This is a genomic window from Serratia sp. DFXYC6 (genome assembly GCF_057196085.1).
Genome location: NZ_JBXUNV010000004.1, coordinates 267,122 through 291,223, shown reverse-complemented (window position 1 = coordinate 291,223; position 24,102 = coordinate 267,122). Strand labels below are relative to the sequence as shown.

Sequence of the window (24,102 nt, the reverse complement as noted above, 5' to 3'; positions counted from 1 at the left end):
TATTTTCACTTTCTGTAAAAAATCTTTACGGGTTTTTGCCTCCCGGAACGTCCTTATGTTTAAACGAGATTGATTTCCATTATCACTTGGTTTGACATTCTTTCGGGTGGAACACACACGCATGCTTATTCACAAGGGAACCACGCCGGCCGGCCGCTTGGCCACGGCGGTACGCGCCGCGCTGGCGGCGATGATGTTGACTCAGCCGGCTGTGGCGCTCGCCGTCCAGGCTGAGGCGAACGGTGCGCAGGCCGCACAGCAAAAGCATTTCAACATTGCGGCGCAGCCGCTGCAGAGCGCCATGTTGCGCTTCGCCGAGCAGGCCGGCATGCAGGTGTTTTTCGACGAGGTGAAGCTCGACGGCATGCAGGCGGCGGTGCTGAACGGCAGCATGAGCGTTGAACAGGGCCTGAGGCGCTTGATCGGCGGCAATCCGGTGGCTTTCCGCCTGCAGCCGCAGGGGCAGATCGTATTGAGCCGGCTGCCGACGGCTAACGTAGAGGGCGGCGCGCTGGCGCTGGACAGCCTGACGGTGCTGGGCGCCGGCGGCATCAACGCCAACGATTGGGTTTACGACGAACCGCGCTCGGTCAGCGTCATTAGCCGCGAACAGATGGACAACCGCCCGGCGCGGCACGCGGCCGATATTCTGGAACAGACCACGGGGGCCTATTCCAGCGTCAGCCAGCAAGATCCGGCGCTGTCGGTCAACATCCGCGGCATACAAGACTATGGCCGGGTGAACATGAATATCGACGGCATGCGGCAGAATTTTCAAAAGAGCGGCCATGGCCAGCGTAACGGCACCATGTATATCGATTCCGAGCTGCTGTCCGGCGTAACCATCGACAAGGGTACCAGCGGCGGTATGGGCAGCGCCGGCACGCTCGGCGGCATCGCCACCTTCAATACCGTCAGCGCGAGCGATTTCCTGGCGCCGGGCAAAGAGCTGGGCGGCAAGCTGCACGCCAGCACCGGCGATAACGGCACCCACTTCATCGGCAGCGGCATACTGGCATTGGGCAACGAAACCGGCGATATCCTGCTGGCCGCCAGCGAACGCCACCTCGGCGACTATTGGCCCGGCAATAAGGGCGACATCGGCAACATTCGCATCAATAACGACACCGGCAATTACGATCGCTACGCCGAGAGCATCAAGAACAACAAAATCCCCGACACCCATTACCGCATGCACTCGCGGCTGGCCAAGGTGGGCTGGAACCTGCCCGCCAACCAGCGCCTGCAGCTGAGTTATCTGCAGACCCAGACCGCATCGCCGATCGCCGGCACCTTGACTAACCTGGGCACTCGCCCGCCCTACGAACTGGGCTGGAAGCGCACCGGCTACACCGACGTGATGGCGCGCAACGCGGCGTTCGACTACAGCCTGGCGCCGGAAGACGTCGACTGGCTCGATTTTCAGGCCAAGCTGTATTACGTCGATACTCAGGATGACAGCGACACCTACAGCACCAGTTCGCTGCTGGACAACGGCTACGCGACGCGCACCCGTCTGCGTACCTATGGCGCACAGGCGCAAAACACCTCGCGCTTCAGCCTGGCGCCGGGGCATGACTTCCGCGCCAATTACGGGCTGGAGTTCTATTACGACAAAGCCACCAGCGACTCTTCCCGCCAAGGCATGGATGGGGTGACGCCGGCCGGCAACCGTTCGGTAGCCAGCCTGTTCGCCAATCTGACCTATGACTACGACGGCTGGCTGACGTTGGAAGGCGGGCTGCGTTACGACCGCTATCGCCTGCGCGGCCAGACCGGTCTGAGCTACGCCGACTTCCCGTATACGGCGGAGAATCCCTGCAAACAGCTGCGGCTGCGCAACTGCCTGGCGACGACCACGCAGCAGGAGTGGAACGTCGATCGCGATCAGGGCAAGCTGTCGCCGACGCTGGCGCTGGCGGTGCGCCCCGGCGTGGAGTGGCTGGAGCTGTATACCACCTACGGCAAATCCTGGCGGCCGCCGGCGATCACTGAAACGCTGACCAACGGCAGCGCGCACAGCACCTCTACGCAATATCCCAACCCGTTCCTGCAGGCCGAGCGCTCGCGCGCCTGGGAAGTGGGGTTCAACGTACAGCAGCCTGACCTGTGGTTTGAGGGCGATCGGTTGGTGGCCAAGGTGGCCTATTTCGACACCAAAGTGGATAACTACATCAACCTGGCGATTAACCGGGACAAGCCGGGGCTGGTGCAGCCGAGCATCGGCAACGCCGCCTACGTCAACAATCTGTCGAAAACCCGTTTCCGCGGGCTGGAGTACCAGCTCAACTATGACGCCGGGGTGTTCTACGCCGACCTGACCTACACCCACATGATCGGTAAAAACGAGTTTTGCTCCAGGAACGCCTGGCTGGGCAATCGCCTGCGTTACGGCGCCAACTCCCGGCCGGGCAATTTCTACGCGGAGCAGGATCCGACGGCGAATGACGCCGTGTCCTGCGACGGCGGCTCGCAGTTCGGCACCGCCGCTTACCTGCCGGGCGATCGCGGTTCGGTGACGCTGGGCGGCCGCGCTTTCGATCGCAAGCTGGACGCCGGGGTGACCGTGCGCTTCGCGCCGGGCTATCAGGACAGCTCGGTGCCGTCCAACTACCCGTATCTGGCCGACTGGCCGAAATACACCCTGTTCGATCTGTACGCCAGCTACAAACTGACCGACAGCCTGACGCTGCGCGGCTCGGTGGAGAACCTGACCAACCGCGCCTACGTCGTCAGCTACGGCGAGACGCTGGCCAATACCCTGGGGCGCGGCCGCAGCGTGCAGGGCGGGGTGGAGTACCGTTTTTAAGCAGTAAAAGGGCGTTGCTCATCGTTGAGCACAGAGGTCGCCTCGCAAGGGGCGCCGTTCATCAATGGAGATAGAGAAATGGCATTTTCAGTCAATTATGACAGCAGTTTCGGCAGCTACAGCATCCATAACTATCTGAACGAGTGGGCGTCGTCGTTTGGCGATATCAACCACACCAACGGTAATGTCACCGACTCCAACAGCGGCGGTTTCTACGGCGGCAGCCTGTCCGGCAGCCAATATGCCGTGACCAGCACCGCCAACAACATCACCTCGTTCGTGGCGGGCGGCAACCTGACCTACACCCTGTTCAACGCACCGGCGCACACCCTGTACGGTCAACTGGACTCCCTGTCGTTCGGCGACGGCCTGAACGGCGGCGGCTCTACACCGTACAACATCCAGGTTCCTGACGTCAGCTTCGGCGGCCTGAATCTCAGCAGCCTGCAGGCGCAGGGCCACGATGGCGTGGTACACCAGGTGGTGTACGGCCTGATGTCCGGCGATACCGGCGCGCTGGAAACCGCGCTGAACGGCATCCTCGACGACTACGGTCTGAGCGTCAACTCCACCTTCGATCAGGTGGCGGCGGCGACGGCGGTGGGCGTGCAGCACGCCGACAGCCCGGAATTGCTGGCGGCCTGATCGCGGCCGTTTGCCCGCCGGCGCCGCGTGCCCCGGCGGGCGTTTTCTCGTTTTTAGCCGATGGAAAACGCCATGAAAAACGCCGTCAGGCGCGGAGAAGTGATGAGCGTGCTGGCCGCATACCGGCGCGGATTTTGGGGCATTGCGCTGTTTACCGCAGTGATCAACCTGCTGATGCTGGCCCCGGCGCTGTATATGCTGCAGGTCTACGATCGCGTGTTGCCGTCGGGCAACCGCATGACGCTGGCGATGCTGACCCTGATGGTGGTCGGCCTTTACCTGTTTATGGGCCTGCTGGAGTGGGTGCGCAGCCAGGTGGTGATCCGCCTTGGCGCCCAGATGGATATGCGCCTCAATCAGCGAGTCTATGACGCCGCCTTCGAAACCAATTTGAAAACCGGCAACCCGCTGGCGGGGCAGGCATTGAACGATCTGACCAACCTGCGCCAGTTCGCCACCGGCAATGCGCTGTTCGCCTTTTTCGATGCCCCCTGGTTCCCGGTTTATCTGCTGGTGGTTTTTCTGCTCCACCCCTGGCTTGGCGCGTTGGCCAGCGCCGGGGTGATCCTGCTGGTGCTGCTGGCCTGGCTCAACCAGCGGGTGTCGCAGGCGCCGCTGGCGGAGGCCGGCCGCGTCGCGCTGAGCGCCACGCAGCAGGCCAACGGCAACCTGCGCAATGCCGAAGCCATCGCCGCCATGGGCATGTTGACCGACTTGCGCCTGCGCTGGCTGCGGCAGCATCAGCAGTTCCTGCTGCTGCAGAACCGCGCCAGCGAGAAAATCGCCGCGGTCACCGCTTGGTCGAAAACCGTGCGGCTGGCGCTGCAGTCGCTGATGTTGGGCTGCGGCGCGCTGCTGGCGGTCAACGGCGACATTACGCCGGGCATGATGATCGCCGGATCGATCCTGATCGGCAGGGTGCTGGGGCCGATCGATCAGCTGATCGGCGCCTGGAAGCAGTGGTCATCGGCGCGCCAGTCCTTGCAGCGGCTGGAGGTGATGCTGGCCGCTAACCCGCCACGAATACCGAGTCTGCCGCTGCCGGCACCCGGCGGTACATTGGTCGTGAATCAGTTGACCGCTAGTGCGCCAGGCGGCACGGCACCGGTGTTGCACGGCGTCAGTTTTCGCCTGGAGGCCGGCGAGGTGCTGGGCGTGATTGGCGCGTCCGGCTCCGGCAAAACCCTGCTGATGCGCCAACTGGTTGGCGCGCTGACGCCGCTCAGCGGCGACGTGCGGCTGGACGGTGCAGACATTCAGCAGTGGGACAAGCAACAACTCGGGCCGCATATCGGCTACTTGCCGCAGGATATCCAGCTGTTCGCCGGTACCCTGACGGATAACATCGCCCGCTTTGGGCAGGTCGACGCCGAGAAGGTGGTGGCGGCGGCGGCGCTGGCCGGCGTGCATCAGCTGATCCTGCATTTACCGAAAGGCTATGAGACCGAGCTGGGTGAAGGCGGCAGCGGCCTGTCCGGCGGCCAACGTCAGCGGGTGGCGCTGGCGCGCGCGCTGTATGGATCTCCGGCGCTGGTGGTGCTGGACGAACCGAACGCCAACCTCGATCGCGAAGGGGAAGGGGCGCTGCAGCGGGCGATCGAAGCGCTGAAGGCGCGCGGCACCACCATCGTGTTGGTGACCCACAAACCGGCGATCCTGGCGACCACCGACAAATTGCTGGTGCTGAGCGCCGGCCAGATACAGCACTTCGGCCCCAGCGACGCCATCCTGAAAAAACTGCCTGGTTTTGCGCCCGCCGCTGCCGCCGCACCGGCCAATGCCGGGCGCAGCAACGGCGGCTTCAACGTCAATTACGCCAACTTCGCCAAAACGGCCAGCGGTGAACGAAAAGTATGAGCAATCAGAGTGTGATCCCCGGCGATATCGACGCCCTTTCCCGGCAGTTCGACGAAGGCCGTTATCTGCGGCTGGGAGGCTGGCTGGTGCTGTTGGGGTTTGGCGGTTTCCTGCTGTGGGGGCTGTTGGCGCCGCTGGACAAAGGCGTGCCGGTTTCCGGCAGCGTGGTGGTGGCCGGCAACCGCAAGGCGGTGCAGCACCCGAGCGGCGGGGTGGTGTCGCAGATTCAGGTGCATGAGGGCGACCGGGTCCGCGCCGGGCAGGTGCTGTTGTTGATGGATACCGTCGACAGCCGCACCCAGCGCGATGCGCTGCGCAGCCAGCAGTTGAGCAACGCCGCGCAGCAGGCGCGGCTGCAAGCCGAGCGCGACGGTCTGCAAGCGATCGCTTTCCCGCCATCGCTGCAAACGCGGCGAGAAGAGCCGGAGGTGATGTCGCTGATGCTGCTGCAGCAACAGCTGTTCACCAGCCGCCGTGCGGCGCTGCAGAGCGAGCTGGCGGCGATCGCGGAAAGCATCGCCGGATCGCAGGCGATGTTGGAAGGGGTTCGGCAGTCTTACGCCAGCAAGCAACGGCAAAAGGCCATGCTGCAGGAGCAACTGGGCGGCATGCGCAAGCTGGCGGCGCAAGGGTATGTGGCGCGCAATCGGCTGCTGGATCTGGAGGGGCAGCATGCGCAGATCGACGGCCAGGCATCCGAGGACAGCGGCAATATCGGCCGTCTGGGGCGCCAGATCCTGGAGCTGAAACTGCGGGCGATCCAGCGGCGGGAGGAGTATCAAAAAGAGGTCAGCAGCCAATTGGCCGAGGTACGGATGAAGCTGGACGAGCTGGATAACCGCCTGGCCAAGGCGGAGGCCGATCTGGGGCATACGCAGGTGAAAGCGCCGGTGGCGGGCACCGTGGTGGGGTTGAGCGTGTTCACCGAAGGCGGCGTGATTGGCGCCGGTCAGCAACTGATGGAGATCGTGCCCAGCGATCGCGGGCTGCAGGTAGAAGCGCGCATCCCGGTCGAGTTGATCGATAAAGTGCAGGTGGGGTTGCCGGTCGAATTGTTGTTCTCGGCGTTCAACCAAAGCACCACGCCGCGCGTCGAGGGCGAAGTGACGCTGGTCGGGGCCGATCGCCTGACCGACGAGAAAAGCGGCGCGCCTTATTACAGCGTGCGCGCCAAGGTCAGCGAAGAAGGATTGCAACGCTTGAGCGGGTTGGAGATCCGCCCAGGGATGCCGGTCGAAGGCTTCATCCGCACCGGTGAGCGTTCGATGATGAACTATCTGTTCAAACCGCTGACCGATCGCCTCCATTTGGCGCTGACGGAAGAGTGAGCATGTCGGTTTCGCCGCTGCCTTTCGCCGCACCCGGCACCGCCATGCCCTGGCGCCGTTGTCTGGTGTTGGTGCTGGCGCTGCATCTGCTGGTTGCCGCGCTGTTTTGGTCCTGGAGATACAAGGCCGAGCCGCCGTGGGTGCCGCCGCCGGCGGTGATGGTGCTGATGGCCGCCGCGCCGCAGGCCCCGGCCGAGGCGAAACACCCGCCGGGACAAAGGACGCCGCCGCCTCAGGTTGAACCGCCGGCGCCGCCGAAGCCGTTGCCGCTAGTGAAAGCGCCTGACGCCGCGCAGCCGAACATCGCCGTGCCGCTGAAACAGAAAAAACCACCTAAGCCGGTGAAGAAAAACAACCTGCCCCGCACGCCGCCGCACGAGAGAATCATCGCGCCGCCGAAGGTTCAGGAACAAAGCGTCGGCGCGCCGCCGCCGGGCCGCGCGGATAAAACGGCCGCGCCGCAAACCCGCCTGACGCCCTATGCTCAGGCGGGGGAGGACAACTGGCGCAGCCGCATCAGCGGCCGCCTGAATCGCTTTAAGCGTTACCCCAAAGACGCACTGCGGCTGAAGCGCCAGGGCGTCGGGCAGGTGCGTTTCACGTTGGACAGACAGGGCCACGTGCTGGCGGTGACGCTGGTCAGCAGCGCCGGGCTGCCGTCGCTGGATCGTGAAATCCAGGCGCTGGTCAAACGCGCTTCGCCGCTGCCCACGCCGCCGTCGGACGCCTACGTCAACGGCACGGTGGAATTGACGCTGCCGATCGATTTCAGTTTGCGCGGCGCGGGTTTTTGAGTCGCGACGAGATATCCCCCGAACAAAACCATTTTTCAGCAGCTTGTCCTGCTATTCATTATTTTCAAAGCGTATCGTTATTTTAATCAACGTGACGAAGTTGGCGTTCTGCGCGATATTTTAATTTAAAAAGCACGAATGCCTTTTATTTTTCTGCTGATAAAAAATAAACAGCTTGACGCTGTGGAGTTCGGGTTTTAGTTTTTAATTATAAAACAGGAACTGAGTTCCATATAGTGGAACAAGGCGGATCATGACAACGCTGGAAAATGCCGCTGCGGTATTAAAACTCTTTTCTCAACAACGCGTGATGCATGGCCAGCCGGGTATAGCATTCAGCGACGTGGTGGATCAATTGGCGCTGCCAAAAAGCACGGTGTCGCGCCTGCTGCAGACCATGGAAAATCAGGGCATGCTGGAGCGCGATCCCGATAGCCGGCGTTACCGCATCGGTGCGCTGTTGCTGGCGGTATCCAGCCACTATCTGTCGATGCCGCTGGTGGACAGCCTGGCGACCAGTATGGCGCAGCTGTGTCGCCAGACGGCGTGTACCGGCTACCTTTCGGTATTGGAGGGGCAGGAGATCATGGTGATGCGCATGTTTCCCGGCCGCCACTTTTTGCAGGTGGTCACTCCGGCGGGTTACCGTTCACCGGCGGCGGAAACCTCGGTCGGCCGGGCGATACTGGCGCGTGAAAGCGACGAGCAGGTTCGAGCGCGTTATGCCGGCGGTTATCGGGCGGCTTCGCCCAATGCGCCGCAAACGCTGGATGCGCTGTTGCAGAAGTTGCAGCAGGTGAGGCACCAGGGATGGTCGTTGGCACGCAATGAAACCCTGAACAGCATCAGTTCGCTGGCGACCGCGCTGGTGAACAAGCACGGCAGCGAGACGGTGGGGCTGTGTCTGTCCTTCCCTTCGCAGGGTGAGGAACAGCCGTTCGTACCGGAAGTTCTGGCCGAATTAACCGCAGTCACCTGCCAACTGGCGGAAAAATATGGCGATGATTATTGGCAGCAGATCAAATAACGCGTCAGAGCTGTAGCATTCCATCATAATTAACGAGTGCCGACACCAGGGAACTCATTAGTTATATTCCACCGTATTTTATTGGTGGGAGTAGATAGGCTGAGTAAGAGAATAATAATGTTATGACGCCAGCAGTTCCAAATAATGGAACTGCTGCGGCGAGCTATCGCCTGGCGTTATTTCCGTCATGCGGCAGGGAATATTCAGGGAAACCAAGCATGAAATCAAATAATCCGCTAAAAGCGGCCGGCACGCTGTTGGTCATGGCGCTACTTTCGGTGATGGGGGCGATCATCGGCGTTCAACTGATCACCACGCTGGGCGTGACGCCCAACACTTCGATCATCGGCGCGCTGATCGCCATGCTGTTGGCGCGCATCCCGCTACAGATGTTCCAACGCTATCGTTCGGTGCATACCCAGAACCTGGCGCAAACGGTGATCTCCTCCGCCACTTTCGGTGCAGCCAACTGTCTGCTGATGCCGATTGCGGTGCCTTACGTGATGGGGCAACCGCAGCTTATTTTACCGATGTTCTGCGGCGTGGCGGCGGCGATGCTGCTCGACGCCTATCTGCTTTATCGTCTGTTCGATACCAAAGTGTTCCCCGCCGCCAATGCCTGGCCGCCGGGCGTCGCCGCCGCAGAGGCGATTAAAGCCGGCGATCGCGGCGGCAAGCAGGCCTGGCTCCTGGTGGTGGGCGTAGTGGTGGGCATCGCTGGATCAATGCTCAAGATCCCCATGGCGGCTTTCGGCACCGCCTTTATCGGCAATATCTGGGCGCTGAGCATGTTCGGCGTCGGGCTATTGCTGCGGGCCTACGCCGAGCCGGTGGCCGGATTCGATATTAACGCCCATTTTATTCCGCACGGCGTGATGGTTGGCGCTGGCCTGGTGGCGCTGATCCAGGTCGCGCAGGTGATCCGCAGCCGCCGCGCTGATAGCGCCGGTTATACCCAACCCGACAGCGCCGTAAGCAAAGCGCTCGGTCTGGGCGCGGTCGGCTATATCGTCATCGCCGCTTTTTTGGCCCTGATCGGCGGGCTGTTTAGCGAGATGTCGCTGCCGATGTTGGCGCTGTTCGTGATTTACGCGGCGTTTGCCGCTTTCGTTCATGAGTTGATCGTCGGTATCGCTGCCATGCACTCCGGCTGGTTTCCCGCGTTCGCGGTGGCGTTGATCACCCTGATAGTCGGTATCCTGATCGGTTTCCCACCGCTGGCGCTATGCATCCTGACCGGTTTTACCGCCGCCACCGGGCCGGCCTTCGCCGACATGGGCTTCGATTTGAAAGCCGGCTTCATCCTGCGCGGCTACGGTGAGGATCTGCAGCAAGAGCTGCTGGGGCGTCGCATTCAGCTGTTTGCGGCGTTGATCGCTTTCATCATCGCCATTCCGGTGGTTTACCTCTCTTACCACAGCTATTTCCTGCAGGATCTGATCCCGCCGGTCGCGCGCGTTTACGCCAAAACCATCGAGGCCGGCGCGCAGCCGGGCATCGCCTGGAGTCTGTTGATCTGGGCGATCCCCGGCGCCGTGGTGCAGCTGGTCGGCGGCCCTAAACGCCAGCTCGGCGTGCTTCTGGCAACCGGCCTACTGATCAACAACGCCTTGGCCGGGTGGGCGGTGCTGGTCGGCATCGCGCTGCGCGTGGCGATCCTGCGACGTTGGGGGGATCGTGGCCGCACGCCGATGGAGATTATGGCGGCCGGATTTATCGCCGGCGATGCGCTCTACAACTTCTTCAGCTCGATTTTTTCCAGCAAGGGCAAATAGCTCCTGCCGATGACATTGGTGAGGTAAAACGACCATGAGTTTGCAACAAACGCTGCAGGTTTTTGAATTGATTGATAGCGCATTCGTCAGCGGCCAAGACGTCGTCGACCTGTTTGCGTCTTACCCGGCGATCCGGGCCAGCACCTTGCGCGCCGAGGGGCCGAAGGGCGGCACCGATTTCGTGCGTATCGAGATCCCCGGCAGTGCAGGAAAATTCGGCGGTGGTGCGGCGCCGACGCTGGGCATTATCGGCCGCCTGGGCGGCATTGGCGCGCGGCCGACGCGAATCGGGCTGGTGTCCGACGGCGACGGCGCGATCGCCGCCATTGCCGCCGCGCTGAAGTTGGCGGAGATGCAGCGCAAGGGCGACATGCTGCCGGGCGATGTGATCGTCACCACCCATATTTGCCCGAACGCGCCGACCCGGCCGCACGATCCGGTTGATTTTATGGATTCACCGATCGATGACGTGACGATGAACGATAACGAAGTGGTGCCGGAGGCTGACGCCATCCTGTCGATCGACACCACCAAAGGCAACCGCATCATCAATCATAAAGGCTATGCGCTGTCGCCGACGGTGAAAGAGGGGTACATCCTGCGGGTGGCGGAAGATCTGCTGCGCATCATGGAGATGACCAGCGGCCGGCCGGCGGTGACTTTCCCGATCACCACGCAGGACATCACCCCTTACGGCAACGGTGTACATCACCTCAACAGCATCTTGCAGCCCTCGACCGCTACCGCAGCGCCGGTGGTCGGCGTGGCGATCTGCAGCGAATCAGTGGTGCCGGGCTGCGGTACCGGCGCCAGCCACGAAACGGACATCGCGTTGGCGGTCAAATTCGCGGTGGAAGTCGCCAAAGAATTCGGCCGCGGTACCTGCCGGTTCTATGATGCCGCCGAATACGACCGGCTGCTGGCGCTGTACGGCAGTCTGAGCCACCTGCAAAAAAGGAGATAGACCCATGACGGCTTCATTCGCCACGCTGACCATCGGTCAGGCGCCGCGCAGCGATATCATGCCGCTGCTGTCTGCTTATCTGCCGGCGGAGCGAGTGAGGCACGTCGGTTTGCTGGACGGCCTGGATATCGGGCAGATCGCCGAGCGTTATGCGCCGCAACAGGGCGACAAGCTGCTGGTGTCGCGTCTTTTGGACGGTACGCAGGTGACGCTCGGCGCCGCTCGCGTCGAAAGCGGGTTGCAGGAGAAGATCCGCGAACTGGAAGCGACGGGATGCGAGGTGATTCTGTTGCTATGCACCGGCGAATTCGGTCGATTGCAGGCGGAACGGGTGCTGTTGCTGGAACCGGATCGCATTATCCCGCCGTTGATCTCTGCGATCGTCGGCACACACCGTGTCGGCATCGTGGTGCCGGTGGCTGAACAGGTTGGGCAGCAGGCGCGCAAATGGCGGCAGCTGGCGGCGCCGCCGATCTATGCCGTCGCCAGCCCCTATCTGGCGGATGACGCTGCGCTGGAGCAGGCGGCTTGCACCCTGCTGCGGCAGGGGGCGGAGGTGGTGGTGCTCGATTGTATCGGTTATCACCAGCGTCACCGCGCTTTTCTGCAGGCGCGTCTGTCGGTACCGGTGCTGCTGTCGAACGTACTGGTCGCCAAGCTGGCCGCAGAGTTAATCGACTGATTCAAATAGCCATAAATCTGCGCTCGACGCGACTACGGGCGTTTTGCGCCCGTGAGGCGCCCCGGGCTTCAGCAGCCCTGACTGTCGGCGAGAGGGCCTGTAGCGTTTTACTCTGCGCCGCGATCGCATTTCGCGCGAAAAACCAGTGACAGATCAACCGCAATCCCCCAATATGGATTTTCCATCAAGATGATTACGCGGGTGCCAGTCTATGCTGAAAGTGAATGAGTATTTTGCCGGAAAAGTGAAGTCTATCGGTTTTGACAGTAGCAGCATCGGTCTTACCAGCGTGGGTGTGATGGAAGAGGGCGAATACACCTTCTCCACCGCGCAGCCGGAAGAAATGACGGTGATCACCGGGGCGCTGAAAGTGCTGCTGCCGGGGGCGCCGGACTGGCAGGTGTTTACGCCGGGCGAGAAGTTCTTCGTGCCGGGGCACAGCGAGTTCAACCTGCAGGTGGCCGACGCCACCGCCTATCTGTGCCGCTACCTGAGCAAATAAACGTTGCTCGTTAGGGGAACGCAGGGCTCAGCGAAGGCTGGGCCCTGGTCGTTTCTGCGGCGGGATTAACGCTGGGCTTCGCCGCCGAGCGCTTCGATGGTGTTTTTGATCAACGCCGCCAGCTCGCTGGTCATCAGGATAAAGTCGGCGTCAAAGCGCTGGGCGAAGTCATCGCGATCGATATCGTCGTTCTGCTCGCGCAGCGTGTCGGCGAACTTCAGGCGCTTGAGCGAACCGTCGTCCGACAGCATCAGCTGGATGCGCTCCTGCCAGTCCACCGCCAGCTTGGTCACCAGCTTGCCGGCTTCGATGTGCACCGCGATTTCGTCGCTGATCAGATTCTGTTTCTTGCAGCGGATCACGCCGCCTTCTTCCAGAATCGCTTTCAGTTCCGCTTCATCCTGAATGGCGAAGCCGGCCGGCATCTCACCGGAACGCACCCATTCGGTCAGCGTCAGTTCGATCGGGCTTTCCATGGTCAGCGGCACCACCGGCAGCGAGCCGAGGCTTTTACGCAGCAGCGCCAGCGTGTCTTCGGCGCGTTTAGCGCTGGCGGCGTCGACCATGATCAGGTCGTTGACGGTGTCGATCCACATGAAGGTCTGGTTGAAGCGGCTGAACGCGCGCGGCAGCAGGCTGTGCAGCACTTCATCCTTCAGCGCGTCTTTCTCGGTTTTCTTCAGTTTGCGGTGTTGCTCCGCCTCCAGGCGCTCAATCTTGGCCTGCAGCTCTTGCTTGATCACCGGCGACGGCAGGATTTTCTCTTCCTTGCGCGCGCAGATGACGATCTGGCCGTTGACCGCGTGCGTCAGCGCATCGCTGTGCGAGCCCATCGGGGAAACCCAGCCGGTCTTCGCCATGTCCTGGCTGCCGCACGGCGTGAAGGCGAACGCGCTGAGTTGTTTTTCCATTTCATCCGCGTTTAACGCCACTTCGCGGCTCAAACGGTAAACCATCAAATTCTTAAACCACAGCATAATGTTATCCCTGGCTGGGCGTGCGTTCGGCACGCTGATTCGTCAAAAGCAGGGCGGCATGATAACGAATTGACGCTGAAAAATCGCCCCATTCTCTCCGAATTGCGTCGCTTTGCGCATCGGGAAAGGACGGGACGGAGAATGGGAAACAGGTGATTCATTCGCGCGCTTACATTAGGCTGTGACAACGCTGCGCGGCATCGAGGAGAAAAAATACGTGCGCATTGGCATCGACTTGGGTGGAACGAAAATTGAAGTGATCGCGTTGGCGAATGACGGGCGGGAGCTGTTTCGCCATCGCATCGCCACGCCGCGCCATGACTACCGGCAAACCCTGGCGGCGATCGCCGGGCTGGTGAAACTGGCGGAGGATCATACCGGCGAACGAGGATCGGTCGGGATCGGCATTCCCGGCACGCTGTCGCCGTTTACCGGGCGAGTAAAGAACGCCAACTCGGTGTGGCTCAACGGCCAGCCTCTGGATAAGGATCTGTCGGCGCTGCTGGCGCGCGAGGTGCGCATCGCCAACGACGCCAACTGCCTGGCGGTGTCGGAAGCCACCGATGGCGCCGGCGCCGGCGCGAAAACCGTGTTTGCGGTCATCATCGGCACCGGCTGCGGCGCCGGCGTGGCGCTGAACGGCCAGGCGCATGCCGGCGGCAACGGCATCGCCGGCGAATGGGGGCACAATCCGCTGCCGTGGCAGGATGACGATGAGCTGCGCTACGCCCGCGAAGTGCCGTGCTACTGCGGCAAGCCGGGCTGCATCGAAACCTTTATTTCTGGCACCGGTTTCGCCACCGACTATGCGCGCCTGAGCGGCAATGCGCTGCAAGGGCATGAGATCATGGCGCTGAGCGAGCGGGGCGATGCGTTGGCGGAGCAGGCGATTGGCCGCTACGAAATGCGATTGGCGAAATCGCTGGCGCACGTGATCAACATGCTGGATCCGGACGTGGTAGTGCTCGGCGGCGGCATGAGCAACGTGGATCGTCTGTATCGCACGGTGCCGCAACTGGTGAAAGGCTGGGTGTTCGGCGGCGAGTGTGAAACGCCGATCCGCAAGGCGGTTCACGGCGATTCCAGCGGCGTGCGCGGTGCGGCCTGGCTGTGGCCGCAACAGCAGCGCTAAGCGTTGCAACAAAGCGCGAGGCTGCTCGCGCTTTAAACCCTTCACTGTACAAAAACTGGACGGCGCTTTATGCTTTAGCTAACTTAGCTAAGGAGGACGCGTATGCCGATTCAGGCCAATATGCACGAAGCCAAATCCAATCTGAGCCAACTGGCGGACAGAGCCGCAGAGGGAGAAACCGTGATTATTGCAAAAGCAGGGAAGCCGTACGTACAGCTGGTCGCCATCAAGGGGGAAGCGCGCCGCCCTGGCGCCGCCAAGGGCAGGTTCACCGTGCCGGCGGATTTCAACGCCGGGGATGCGGCCATTGCGGCGCTGTTTGAGGGCGATGAATGAAGCGCCTGCTGCTGGATACCCACGCGTTGCTGTGGTGGCTGATCGATGACGCCTGCCTGGGCGCGAACGCCAAAAGGCAGATCGCCGATCCGGGCAATGCGGTGTACGTCAGCGCGGCCAGCATTTGGGAGATCTCGATTAAGCAGGCGCTGGGCAAGCTGGCGCTGCCGGAAGACATCTTTGCGATCATCGAGGCCGAAGATTTTCTGTCGCTGCCGATGGACGCCTTTCATTGCCAACAGGCCGGGCAGCTGCCGCCACACCATCAGGATCCTTTCGATCGCATGCTGATCGCGCAGGCGCAGGCCGAGGGGCTGACGCTGATTTCCGCCGACGCGGTGTTTCCGCAGTACGGCGTGCGGGTGGCGGACGCCCGCCGTTAAACCGGCTTTTCCTCGCTTTCGCTGCGCACCCGTTCGATATGAATGGTCAGGAACATCATCTCTTCCGTGGTGAGCTGGTGCTGATAGTGCTTTTCGATGTGGCGGTTGATCTTACCTGCGCAGGCGAATGACTCGCGGTACTTCTCTTTCACCACCTGATACAGCGAGTCGTCGTCGCTGTCGACGTAGTTTTTCCCCAGCAGCCGTTGGGCGAAAAATTTCAAGTGGGTGACGAACCGGTGGTAGCTCAGGGATTCCTCGTTGTAATCAAAGCGGAAATGGTATTTGACCAGGTTGAGGATCTCTTGCATCACGCGGGTAATGTGCAGCGTGTTGTGCATCTCGTCGTTAAGCTGGGCGTTGACCAGGTGCAGGGCAATAAATCCGGCTTCGTCTTCCGGCAGCGCGGTATCCAGCCGCTGGGCGATCAGAGCCAGCGCCTCCAGCCCGACGGCGAATTCGGCCGGGTAGAGTTTTTTAATCTCCCACAGCAGCGCATTTTTGATATCCAGCCCTTGCGCATGGCGCTGCAGGGCGAAGTGGATGTGATCGGTCAGCGTGATGTAGACGATGTTATGCAGCTTGCCCGGCAGGCGTTCGCGGGCGAGAGTAATAATCCTGTCGGCAGTGGTGACGCAGGCCAATGGGATCTCGGCGAGCAGCTCTTTATAGCGCTCGGCGATTTCTCCGCCGTTATGGGTGAAGACCTTTTCGATCAGGCTTTCGTCCAGCGTATCGCCGGGCTTCTTTTTAAAGCCGATTCCTTTTCCCATCACCACCGTCTCTGCCTGACGGTCGTCCAGCGTAATCACCACGTTATTATTGAGTATCTTAGCGATTTTCATGGTTTTTCCCGGTGTTTCAGCATCCTGAAAACGAAAAAACCTGACGCCCGGAAGCGATCCCGGGCGTCAGGTTTTGCCTGTATTTTATGTTTCTGTCCTGCGGCCTGAGCGGCGGAGGGGATACAGTAACAATCCTGTTATGCTGGCATAATAACCCGTGCCCGCCGCGGCTCAACGCTTTTCACCGCGGAGTGCCGCCGCGGTCACACTTCTGCGCCGCAAGCCGCGGGATCATTCCAGCCTGAAGTGCGCCTCCAGCCGGCTGACGCCGAGCCCGTTGACCTTTTTCACTTTGATCTGCACCGGAATGCGCTCTTTCATCGCCTCGACGTGGCTGATCACGCCGATGGTTTTGCCGGAGGCGTTCAGGCTGTCCAGCGCATCCAGCGCGGTATCGAGGGTTTCGGCGTCCAGCGTGCCGAAGCCTTCGTCGAGGAACAGCGAGTCGATGCTGGTTTTATGGCTGACCAGATCGGACAACGCCAGCGCCAACGCCAGGCTGACCAGGAAGCTCTCGCCGCCGGACAGGGTGCGGGTATCGCGCAGCGCGTCCGCCTGCCAGGTGTCCACCACCTGCAGCTCCAGCGCGTCGCTGGTCTTGCGCTGCAGCAGGTAGCGCCCGTGCAGCCGGCCGAGCTGAAGGTTGGCCAGATACACCAGATGATCGAGCGTCAGCCCCTGAGCGAAGCGGCGGAACTTGTCGCCTTCTTTCGAGCCGATCAGTTGGTTGAGGTAGCTCCAGTCATCGTAGTCTTGCTGGCTGCGGGCGATCTGCTCGAACAGCGCCTGCTGATTGAGACGGCGTTCGGCGTCGCTTGCCAGCTGATTGCGCAGTTCGCCCTGACGCAGCTGCAACGTTTTCAACTGCTGCGCCAGCTCGGCCAGCGATTGGGTGAGCGCATCGAGATCCGCGTTGGCTTCATCCAGCCCTTCAGGGCGGTTCTGCCGGTGCTGCTCCAGCGTTTGCGTCGCCTGTGTCAGCAGGGCGGTGGCCTCTACCTGCCGCTGTTGCAACTGCTCTTTGCGCTGCTGCAATTCGCGGCGCAGGACATCGTCCAGCAGCGCGGCGGCGAAGGCGGTTTCATCGGCGAATTCGCTGTCGGCCAGCGCCTGCTGCCACTGCTGCTGCGCCTGCTGCAGCCGCTCCTGCATCTGGGTGTGTTGTTGTTGCAGCCCGGACTGCTGGCCGGCCAGGCGCTCGCGCAGTTCCTGCGCCTTTTGCCACTGCTCGGCGGCCTGCAAACTGGCCTGTTCACAGGCGGTTTGTTTGGCGCGCAGCTGTTCGCGCACCTCGGCGACCTGCTGTTCGCCGAACAGCGCCAGCCGCAGCGCGCGTCGTTCGGCAAGGGTTTTCTCGCCTTCTTGCCAGCGTTGTTGCAGCTCTTGCTGCTGTTGCAGGCTGTCGGCGTGGGCTTTCTGCAGCAGCGTAAAGCGTTCTTCGAGCAACGCCAGCTGTTGCTGCGTCTGCTGCTGCTGCGTTTGCAGAGCGATGAGCGCATCCTTCGCCTGCTGTACCGCCTGCGCCGCCTGTTCATGCTGCTGCAGCGCCTGTTGCCCGCGCCGTTCTTCGTCGTCGCAGCCGTTCAGCCAGGCGCTGAGTTGCTCGCCATCCGCCAGCGTAAAGTCGAACGCCAGCGGCGCGCTGAGCTGCCGCCACTGCTGCTGTTGGCCCGCCAGCTGTTGTTCATCCTGCGCGATGGTTTGCTGCTGACGCTGCAATTGCTGTTGCAGGTTGTCGTAACGGGCTCGCAGCTCGACGCCTTGTTTTTGCAATGCTTCGGTCTGGACTTTCATTTGCTCCAGACGTTGCGCGGTTTCTGACAGTTTTATCTCTTGGTATTGTTCTACCGCCGGGTGCTCGCATGAGCCGCACAGCGGGCAGGGGGCGCCGGGTTGCAAACGGGCGCGCTCGGCCTCCAGACCCACGATCCGTTGTTCCAGCGCATAGGTTTTTTCAACATCGGCCTGGTGGGCTTTCTGCTGCTTAAATCGCTGACGGATGAGTTCTAGCTGTGGTTCCAACTGGGTAAGTTCATGTTGACCGCTGTTTAGCTCTTGCCGCTGTTGTTCCAGCCGTTTAACGATTTGCTGCGATAAAGAGGATAGAGTAAACAGCTGCTGGCGCGTCGGGCGCAGATCCGCCAGGACGCTCAGGCGCTGGCGCAGCGGGGCCAGCGGCGTTTGCGCCTTCAGCGCCTGCTGCTGTTGCTGTTGAACGGCCAGCGCTTCGGTCAGCGTGTTCAACTGCTGCTGATGCTGTGCGGCCTGCCTCGTCAGTTGGCTGCGCTGAGCGGTGAGCTGCTCCAGCGCGGTCTGCTGCTGGGCGCACTGCTGTGCGGCGGCATCGCCGGCCTGTCTACGTTCGGCCTGTGTCGACTGCAGTTGGGCTATTTGATGGTCGAGCGGGGCGACCTGCTCGTCGATCAACTGTTGCTGTTGCCGCATGTGTTCGGCATGCGCTTGCTGCGCCTGGCGGGTTTTCTCCACCGCCTGCTGCAGCGGGGTCAACTGCGCCGACTGCTGTTCCTGCTGTTGCGTCAGCTGGGCTGCCTGCTGTTGTATCGTCTGCAGCTCGGCGCGGCAGCGATCGCGTTCACCGCGCAGCGGCCGCAATTTCTCGGCCGGTTCGCTGAGCGCCAGCCGCTGCAGCTGCGGGGCGGCCTCCTCCTGCTCGCGCTGGGCGGTGTCCAGCCGCAATTGCCCCTCGCTTTGCTGTTGCCGGAGGCGTTGCCATTGCTGCAGCCAGCTCAGCGCCTGTTGCTGGCGCTGGGTTTGTTCGCCGAGAGCGATTTCCTGCGCGCTCAGCGCCGCCAGCTGTTCGGTCAGAGACTGGCGCTGCTCGTCGTTCAGCAGTTCGATGCCGCTGGCGCGTTGGTGCAACGCATCCAGGTCGGTTTTGGCCTGCTTGTGCGACTCGAACACCTGTTCGGACAACCTCCCGTAGATTTCGGTGCCGGTCAGCTCTTCCAGCAGCTCGGCGCGATCGTTGGCGTCGGCGTTGAGGAACGCGGCGAACTGCCCTTGAGACAGCATCATCGATTTGGTGAAGCGGCCAAAGTCCAGCCCGGTGATGGCGGCGGTAAGCTCCAGCTTGTCGCGCACTTTGTCCGCCAGGATCTTGCCGTCCTCGCGGCGCGCCAGTTCGACCTTCGGCGCCTGCAGATTGCCGTCCGGCGCGTTTTTGGCGCGGCGCTGGCTCCAGAAGGCGCGATAGCCGACGCCCTTGACCTCGAATTCGACCTCCGCCAGCGATTCGGCGGTGTGGCGGGTCATCAGTTCATTCTGGCTTGGCGTGACGTTGAGACGCGGCGTCTGGTGGTACAGCGCCAGGCAGATGGCGTCCAGCAGGGTGGTTTTGCCCGCGCCGGTCGGGCCGGTAATGGCGAACAGACCGTTGCTGGCGAACGGCTCGGCGGTGAAGTCAATTTTCCATTCGCCCTGCAGCGAGTTGAGGTTTTTTAACCGCAGGCTGAGGATCTTCATGAATTCGTCTCCTCGGCGTTGTGTTGCACCGCCTCGACCACCTGGCGGAACAGTTGGTGCATCCGCCGTTGGCGTGCTTCGGGCATGTCGGCCTCCTGCGCCAGGCGCCGTTCGAACACCTCGTTGACGCTCAGCTCGTTGAGCGTTTCCTTATCCTGCTGCGCAATCGCCTGGCGGCGCTGCTCTTTGCTGCGCCGCAGCAGCACCACTTCCACCGGCAGCGCATCCGCCATCAGCTGGATGCGGCGTTGGATATCGCTGAGGTAGTCCTGCGTCGCCACTTCGATATCCAGCCACACCGGCAGCTCGCCGGCATAGTCGGCAAATTGCCGCAGCTGCCGTTCGATCTCGGCCAGATCGCCTTTGATCAGCTGCATGGGCTGAAACTGCGGGATCGTTAACGTTTCTACCCGCTGCAAAGCGCCGTCGGCGAAATCCACCAGGAAGACGCTTTTGGCTTTGCCCAGCTCATCGAAGCTCAGCGGGATCGGCGAGCCGCTATAGCGAATATGCTCCGATTTGGCGACGTTCTGCGCGCGGTGAATGTGGCCCAGCGCGATATAGTCGGCGGGGGGGAAGGCCTGCGCCGGGAAGGCGTCGAGGGTGCCGATATAGATGTCGCGCACCGAGTCGGAGGTGGTAACGCCGACGGTGGTCAGGTGGCCGGTGGCGACGATCGGCAGCGGCTGGCCCAACTGGTCGCGGCGCTCGCAGGCCGCCTGATACAGCGTCTGATAATGTTCGGCGATGGCTTCCTGCAGCGCCTGCTGTTTCTGCGCGCCGGATTCGCCGGCGCGGCTGGTGAGCAGATCGCGCGGCCGCAGGAACGGGATGGCGCACAGCACCGCGCCCGGCTGGCCGTCGCGTTGGTTAAGCACCACGATCTGCTGTTCCGGGGCGCCCTGCGCGCTGGCGATCACCGTGGTGTTCAGGCAGGAAAGCAGTTCACGCGATTCGTTCAGCGTCGCGACCGAATCGTGGTTGCCGCCCAGCACCACCAGCTGGCAGCCGGTACGCTGCAGTTCCACCACGAAGCGGTTGTACAGCTCGCGGGCATAGCTGGGCGGCGAGCCGGTATCGAACAGATCTCCGGCGACGATCAGCGCATCCACCTGCTGCTGATCTACCTGTTCGATCAGCCAGTTCAGAAAAGCCTGGTGCTCGGCGGCGCGGCTTTTGGTGAAAAAGTACTGGCCAAGGTGCCAGTCAGAGGTGTGGATCAGGCGCATGACACTCCCGGATGCAAAGATAATGGCGATGATTATAAAGGCCGCGGCGGCGGCTGTCCCGGCGCAATGATGATGACAACCGGATGATTTTTCTTTACTGCGGGAAATAATCGCTATGCTTACTGCCTATAACAGCCGGTTTTTTTCATAAAAGTGTCACAAAACTGACGCATAATGGCGCCCGAAAAGTCGCTAACACATTGGCAGGATTGACGATGGCAAGACGCATACTGGTGGTGGAAGACGAAGCGCCGATCCGTGAGATGGTGTGCTTTGTGTTGGAACAGAATGGTTACCAACCGTTGGAAGCCGAAGATTATGACAGCGCCGTGACGCGTCTGTCTGAGCCGTTCCCTGATTTGGTGTTGCTTGACTGGATGTTGCCCGGTGGTTCCGGCATTCAGTTTATCAAACATATGAAGCGCGAAGCGCTGACCCGCGATATCCCGGTGATGATGCTGACCGCGCGCGGCGAAGAAGAAGACCGGGTGCGCGGCCTGGAAGTGGGGGCGGATGATTACATCACCAAGCCGTTCTCGCCCAAGGAGCTGGTGGCGCGCATCAAAGCGGTCATGCGCCGCATTTCGCCGATGGCGGTGGAAGAAGTGATTGAAATGCAAGGGTTGAGCCTGGATCCGTCCTCCCACCGCGTAATGGCGAACGATCAGGCGCTGGATATGGGGCCGACCGAGTTCAAGCTGCTGCACTTCTTTATGACCCACCCGGAGCGGGTTTATAGCCGCGAGCAGTTGCTTAATCACGTCTGGGGCACTAACGTTTATGTGGAAGACCGTACCGTTGACGTGCATATCCGTCGGCTCCGCAAGGCGTTAGAAACCAGTGGGCATGATAAAATGGTTCAAACCGTTCGGGGCACCGGCTACCGGTTCTCAACGCGCTACTGATCGCGCCGCGCTGGAGAATATGCCGTGTTAGAACGTCTGTCGTGGAAGAGGCTGGCTTTGGAGCTGGCTCTTTTCTGTCTGCCCGCCTTACTGCTGGGGCTGATTTTCGGTTATCTGCCCTGGTTCCTGCTGGCCTCTGCGCTGGCTGCGCTGGTGTGGAATTTCTACAACCAGCTCAAACTCTCCCATTGGCTGTGGATCGACCGCAGCATGACGCCGCCGCCCGGCCGCTGGAGCTGGGAGCCGCTGTTCTATGGCCTGTATCAGATGCAGCAGCGCAACCGCCGCCGCCGGCGCGAGCTGGCGCTGCTGATCAAGCGCTTTCGCAGCGGGGCCGAATCGCTGCCTGACGCGGTGGTGATGACCACCGTCGAAGGCAATATCTTCTGGTGCAACGGGCTGGCGCAGCATCTGCTCGGCTTTCGCTGGCCGGAAGACAACGGCCAGCACATCCTTAACCTGCTGCGTTATCCGGAATTCAGCCACTATCTGCAACAGCAGGAGTTTTCGCGCCCGCTGACGCTGCAGCTGAACAACGAACACTACGTCGAATTCCGCGTGATGCCGTATTCCGAAGGGCAATTGCTGATGGTGGCGCGCGACGTCACCCAGATGCGTCAGTTGGAGGGCGCGCGGCGCAACTTCTTCGCCAACGTCAGCCATGAGCTGCGTACGCCGCTGACGGTGCTGCAGGGCTATCTGGAGATGATGGGCGACGAAGAGCAGGATGGCTCGCTGCGCAGCAAGGCGCTGAGCACCATGCAAGAGCAGACTCGCCGGATGGACGGGCTGGTCAAGCAACTGCTGACGCTGTCGCGCATCGAGGCGGCGCCCAATGTCGACATGAACGAGCGGGTGGATATTCCGCTGATGCTGCGGGTGTTGCAGCGTGAGGCGCAATCGCTGAGCGGCGGCAATCACGAGATCACCTTCCGGGTGAACGAACAGCTCAACGTGTTCGGCAATGAAGACCAGTTGCGCAGCGCGGTGTCTAACCTGGTGTACAATGCGGTCAACCACACGCCGAAGGGCACCCATATCGAAGTCAGCTGGCAGCAGACGGCGCATGGCGCGCAGTTCCAGGTCAGCGACAACGGGCCTGGCATCGCCGCCGAGCACCTGCCGCGCCTGACCGAGCGTTTCTACCGCGTCGACAAGGCCCGCTCGCGCCAGACCGGCGGCAGCGGGCTGGGGCTGGCGATCGTCAAGCACGCGCTCAGCCATCACGACGCGCGGCTGGAGATCCTCAGCGAACCGGGGATCGGCACCCGCTTTATCTTTACCTTGCCCAATCGGTTGATTGTTCCCGCCGCTTTATCAGAGAATGCGGTGAAAAATTAACGCGAGACACCGGTATGACCCGAATCACCCGAGGGCTGTTGCTTTGCCTGGCGCTGCTGGCCGGACGCGGCGCGCTGGCGCAGCCTGACGGCATGTTGGCGGGCAACCTGTCCAGCGTCGGCTCCGACACGCTGGCGAATCTGATGGCGCTGTGGGCGCAGGATTTCAGCGAGCATTATCCCAACGTCAACCTGCAGATCCAGGCCGCCGGTTCGTCGACCGCGCCGACCGCGTTGGCGGCGGGCGCCGCGCAGCTGGGCCCGATGAGCCGGCCGATGAAGGCGGCCGAGGTTTCGGCGTTCGAACACCGTTACGGCTATGCGCCGCTGGCGGTGCCGGTAGCGGTGGATGCGCTGGTGGTGTTGGTGCATCAGGACAATCCGCTGCGCGGCCTCAACCTGCAGCAGCTCGACCGCATTTTCTCCGCCACCCGGCGCTGCGGCGAAAGCCAGCCGCTGACGCGCTGGGGCGAGCTGGGGCTGCGCGGCGACTGGGCGACGCGCTCGCTGCAACGCTTCGGCCGCAACTCGGCGTCCGGCACCTACGGCTATTTCAAACTGCGCGCGCTGTGCGGCGGCGATTTCATGCCGCGCGTCAATGAGCTGCCCGGTTCGGCCTCGGTAGTGCAGGCGGTGGCCGGTTCGCTCAACGGCATCGGCTACGCCAGCATCGGTTTTCGCGCCAGCGGCGTGCGGCTGCTGCCGCTGGCGGAGTCGGGAGAAGACTATGTCGCACCTACCGCCGCCAACGTGCGCAACGATCGCTACCCGCTGTCGCGCTATCTGTATATCTATATCAATAAAGCCCCCCATCAACCGCTGGAGCCGCTGACCGCCGCGTTTCTCGATCGCGTGCTGTCGACACCAGGGCAAAGCCTGGTCAATCACGACGGCTATCTGCCACTGCCGCCGGCCGCGCTGCAGAAGACCCGCCAGGCGCTCGGGTTGCCACCGCTCGCGCCGGCCACGATGCAATAAGCGACAAAAAGCGGCGTAATTTTCGCCTTTTTTCACGGCAAAACGGAGCTTATGCCACGCGAAAATCGGGCATTTATTGGCGTTTTCGCGCGGTAAAGTGATATATGCTTC

The 24,102-nt window shown here is 61.9% G+C and carries 20 protein-coding genes; 16 read left to right on the top strand and 4 right to left on the bottom strand.

From position 1 onward, the window contains the following. Positions 1 to 121: 121 nt before the first annotated feature. From AC2CGQ_RS20325 to ppnP, 10 genes are all read left to right on the top strand, one after another. A complete protein-coding gene (locus AC2CGQ_RS20325; protein WP_088381280.1) occupies positions 122 to 2,809 on the top strand; it encodes a TonB-dependent receptor in 2,688 nt (895 codons plus the stop codon). 78 nt (positions 2,810 to 2,887) lie between these two features. Then, a complete protein-coding gene (locus AC2CGQ_RS20320) occupies positions 2,888 to 3,454 on the top strand; it encodes a heme acquisition protein HasA (RefSeq protein ID WP_004940479.1) in 567 nt (188 codons plus the stop codon). Positions 3,455 to 3,526: 72 nt separating this feature from the next. Next, positions 3,527 to 5,311: a type I secretion system permease/ATPase gene (locus AC2CGQ_RS20315; RefSeq protein ID WP_160125141.1), complete on the top strand. Its 1,785-nt coding sequence runs from the start codon at positions 3,527 to 3,529 to the stop codon at positions 5,309 to 5,311. Next, on the top strand, positions 5,308 to 6,639 hold the full coding sequence (locus tag AC2CGQ_RS20310) for an HlyD family type I secretion periplasmic adaptor subunit (RefSeq protein ID WP_004940475.1): 1,332 nt from the start codon (positions 5,308 to 5,310) through the stop codon (positions 6,637 to 6,639). The genes AC2CGQ_RS20315 and AC2CGQ_RS20310 overlap by 4 nt, the downstream gene beginning before the upstream one ends. Positions 6,640 to 6,641: 2 nt before the next feature. Next, positions 6,642 to 7,433: an energy transducer TonB gene (locus tag AC2CGQ_RS20305; protein ID WP_484593836.1), complete on the top strand. Its 792-nt coding sequence runs from the start codon at positions 6,642 to 6,644 to the stop codon at positions 7,431 to 7,433. A gap of 253 nt (positions 7,434 to 7,686) precedes the next feature. After that, on the top strand, positions 7,687 to 8,460 hold the full coding sequence (locus AC2CGQ_RS20300) for an IclR family transcriptional regulator (protein WP_484593835.1): 774 nt from the start codon (positions 7,687 to 7,689) through the stop codon (positions 8,458 to 8,460). Positions 8,461 to 8,678: 218 nt separating this feature from the next. After that, positions 8,679 to 10,235 (top strand): OPT/YSL family transporter, encoded by a 1,557-nt coding sequence (locus tag AC2CGQ_RS20295; RefSeq protein WP_015376817.1) that lies wholly within the window; start codon positions 8,679 to 8,681, stop codon positions 10,233 to 10,235. Positions 10,236 to 10,269: 34 nt separating this feature from the next. Further along, positions 10,270 to 11,199: a DUF1177 domain-containing protein gene (locus AC2CGQ_RS20290; RefSeq protein ID WP_004940468.1), complete on the top strand. Its 930-nt coding sequence runs from the start codon at positions 10,270 to 10,272 to the stop codon at positions 11,197 to 11,199. A gap of 4 nt (positions 11,200 to 11,203) precedes the next feature. Then, positions 11,204 to 11,881: an AroM family protein gene (locus AC2CGQ_RS20285; RefSeq protein ID WP_082997070.1), complete on the top strand. Its 678-nt coding sequence runs from the start codon at positions 11,204 to 11,206 to the stop codon at positions 11,879 to 11,881. A 211-nt stretch (positions 11,882 to 12,092) separates the two neighbouring features. Continuing rightward, positions 12,093 to 12,383 carry a pyrimidine/purine nucleoside phosphorylase gene (ppnP, locus tag AC2CGQ_RS20280; RefSeq protein ID WP_004940463.1) on the top strand — a complete coding sequence of 97 codons (291 nt, stop codon included), beginning with the start codon at positions 12,093 to 12,095 and terminating at the stop codon, positions 12,381 to 12,383. A 65-nt stretch (positions 12,384 to 12,448) separates the two neighbouring features. Here ppnP and rdgC read toward each other — a convergent pair whose 3' ends face one another. Next, positions 12,449 to 13,360, bottom strand: a complete 912-nt coding sequence (rdgC, locus tag AC2CGQ_RS20275; RefSeq protein ID WP_004940461.1) for a recombination-associated protein RdgC — start codon at positions 13,358 to 13,360, stop codon at positions 12,449 to 12,451. Between the two features lie 217 nt (positions 13,361 to 13,577). Here rdgC and mak point away from each other — a divergent pair, with 217 nt between their 5' ends. From mak to AC2CGQ_RS20260, 3 genes are all read left to right on the top strand, one after another. Beyond that, a complete protein-coding gene (gene mak, locus AC2CGQ_RS20270; protein ID WP_031300025.1) occupies positions 13,578 to 14,492 on the top strand; it encodes a fructokinase in 915 nt (304 codons plus the stop codon). 102 nt (positions 14,493 to 14,594) lie between these two features. Next, positions 14,595 to 14,828 carry a type II toxin-antitoxin system Phd/YefM family antitoxin gene (locus AC2CGQ_RS20265; RefSeq protein ID WP_004940455.1) on the top strand — a complete coding sequence of 78 codons (234 nt, stop codon included), beginning with the start codon at positions 14,595 to 14,597 and terminating at the stop codon, positions 14,826 to 14,828. Next, the gene (locus AC2CGQ_RS20260; RefSeq protein ID WP_015376820.1) at positions 14,825 to 15,211 is read left to right on the top strand and encodes a type II toxin-antitoxin system VapC family toxin; all 387 of its coding nucleotides are present in this window, start codon (positions 14,825 to 14,827) and stop codon (positions 15,209 to 15,211) included. The genes AC2CGQ_RS20265 and AC2CGQ_RS20260 overlap by 4 nt, the downstream gene beginning before the upstream one ends. Here AC2CGQ_RS20260 and licT read toward each other — a convergent pair. From licT to sbcD, 3 genes are all read right to left on the bottom strand, one after another. Further along, complete coding sequence (gene licT / locus AC2CGQ_RS20255) at positions 15,208 to 16,056, bottom strand: BglG family transcription antiterminator LicT (protein ID WP_015376821.1); 849 nt, start codon at positions 16,054 to 16,056, stop codon at positions 15,208 to 15,210. The genes AC2CGQ_RS20260 and licT overlap by 4 nt on opposite strands. 231 nt (positions 16,057 to 16,287) lie before the next feature. Beyond that, positions 16,288 to 19,539, bottom strand: a complete 3,252-nt coding sequence (sbcC, locus tag AC2CGQ_RS20250; RefSeq protein WP_172574513.1) for an exonuclease subunit SbcC — start codon at positions 19,537 to 19,539, stop codon at positions 16,288 to 16,290. Next, positions 19,536 to 20,768, bottom strand: a complete 1,233-nt coding sequence (gene sbcD / locus AC2CGQ_RS20245; RefSeq protein WP_172574514.1) for an exonuclease subunit SbcD — start codon at positions 20,766 to 20,768, stop codon at positions 19,536 to 19,538. The genes sbcC and sbcD overlap by 4 nt, the downstream gene beginning before the upstream one ends. A gap of 215 nt (positions 20,769 to 20,983) precedes the next feature. Here sbcD and phoB point away from each other — a divergent pair, with 215 nt between their 5' ends. The 3 genes from phoB to AC2CGQ_RS20230 are packed head-to-tail and all read left to right on the top strand — an operon-like array spanning position 20,984 to position 23,991. Continuing rightward, positions 20,984 to 21,673 (top strand): phosphate response regulator transcription factor PhoB, encoded by a 690-nt coding sequence (phoB, locus tag AC2CGQ_RS20240; RefSeq protein WP_004940438.1) that lies wholly within the window; start codon positions 20,984 to 20,986, stop codon positions 21,671 to 21,673. Positions 21,674 to 21,697: 24 nt separating this feature from the next. Then, entirely contained in the window at positions 21,698 to 23,014 is a 1,317-nt protein-coding gene (gene phoR, locus AC2CGQ_RS20235; protein ID WP_004940434.1) for a phosphate regulon sensor histidine kinase PhoR, read from the top strand. Between the two features lie 14 nt (positions 23,015 to 23,028). Next, positions 23,029 to 23,991, top strand: a complete 963-nt coding sequence (locus AC2CGQ_RS20230) for a PstS family phosphate ABC transporter substrate-binding protein (RefSeq protein ID WP_172574515.1) — start codon at positions 23,029 to 23,031, stop codon at positions 23,989 to 23,991. Positions 23,992 to 24,102: the final 111 nt, after the last annotated feature.

What these genes read in the sequence shown, in the direction of transcription:
- AC2CGQ_RS20305 (WP_484593836.1), top strand. Translation starts at nt 6,642, where the DNA reads ATGTCGGTTTCGCCGCTGCCTTTCGCCGCACCCGGCACCGCCATGCCC.
- AC2CGQ_RS20260 (WP_015376820.1), top strand. Translation starts at nt 14,825, where the DNA reads ATGAAGCGCCTGCTGCTGGATACCCACGCGTTGCTGTGGTGGCTGATC.
- AC2CGQ_RS20320 (WP_004940479.1), top strand. Translation starts at nt 2,888, where the DNA reads ATGGCATTTTCAGTCAATTATGACAGCAGTTTCGGCAGCTACAGCATC.
- licT (WP_015376821.1), bottom strand. Translation starts at nt 16,056, where the DNA reads ATGAAAATCGCTAAGATACTCAATAATAACGTGGTGATTACGCTGGAC.
- AC2CGQ_RS20310 (WP_004940475.1), top strand. Translation starts at nt 5,308, where the DNA reads ATGAGCAATCAGAGTGTGATCCCCGGCGATATCGACGCCCTTTCCCGG.
- AC2CGQ_RS20265 (WP_004940455.1), top strand. Translation starts at nt 14,595, where the DNA reads ATGCCGATTCAGGCCAATATGCACGAAGCCAAATCCAATCTGAGCCAA.
- sbcC (WP_172574513.1), bottom strand. Translation starts at nt 19,539, where the DNA reads ATGAAGATCCTCAGCCTGCGGTTAAAAAACCTCAACTCGCTGCAGGGC.
- AC2CGQ_RS20315 (WP_160125141.1), top strand. Translation starts at nt 3,527, where the DNA reads ATGAAAAACGCCGTCAGGCGCGGAGAAGTGATGAGCGTGCTGGCCGCA.
- sbcD (WP_172574514.1), bottom strand. Translation starts at nt 20,768, where the DNA reads ATGCGCCTGATCCACACCTCTGACTGGCACCTTGGCCAGTACTTTTTC.
- AC2CGQ_RS20230 (WP_172574515.1), top strand. Translation starts at nt 23,029, where the DNA reads ATGACCCGAATCACCCGAGGGCTGTTGCTTTGCCTGGCGCTGCTGGCC.
- AC2CGQ_RS20300 (WP_484593835.1), top strand. Translation starts at nt 7,687, where the DNA reads ATGACAACGCTGGAAAATGCCGCTGCGGTATTAAAACTCTTTTCTCAA.
- AC2CGQ_RS20295 (WP_015376817.1), top strand. Translation starts at nt 8,679, where the DNA reads ATGAAATCAAATAATCCGCTAAAAGCGGCCGGCACGCTGTTGGTCATG.
- ppnP (WP_004940463.1), top strand. Translation starts at nt 12,093, where the DNA reads ATGCTGAAAGTGAATGAGTATTTTGCCGGAAAAGTGAAGTCTATCGGT.
- AC2CGQ_RS20290 (WP_004940468.1), top strand. Translation starts at nt 10,270, where the DNA reads ATGAGTTTGCAACAAACGCTGCAGGTTTTTGAATTGATTGATAGCGCA.
- AC2CGQ_RS20285 (WP_082997070.1), top strand. Translation starts at nt 11,204, where the DNA reads ATGACGGCTTCATTCGCCACGCTGACCATCGGTCAGGCGCCGCGCAGC.
- AC2CGQ_RS20325 (WP_088381280.1), top strand. Translation starts at nt 122, where the DNA reads ATGCTTATTCACAAGGGAACCACGCCGGCCGGCCGCTTGGCCACGGCG.
- phoB (WP_004940438.1), top strand. Translation starts at nt 20,984, where the DNA reads ATGGCAAGACGCATACTGGTGGTGGAAGACGAAGCGCCGATCCGTGAG.
- rdgC (WP_004940461.1), bottom strand. Translation starts at nt 13,360, where the DNA reads ATGCTGTGGTTTAAGAATTTGATGGTTTACCGTTTGAGCCGCGAAGTG.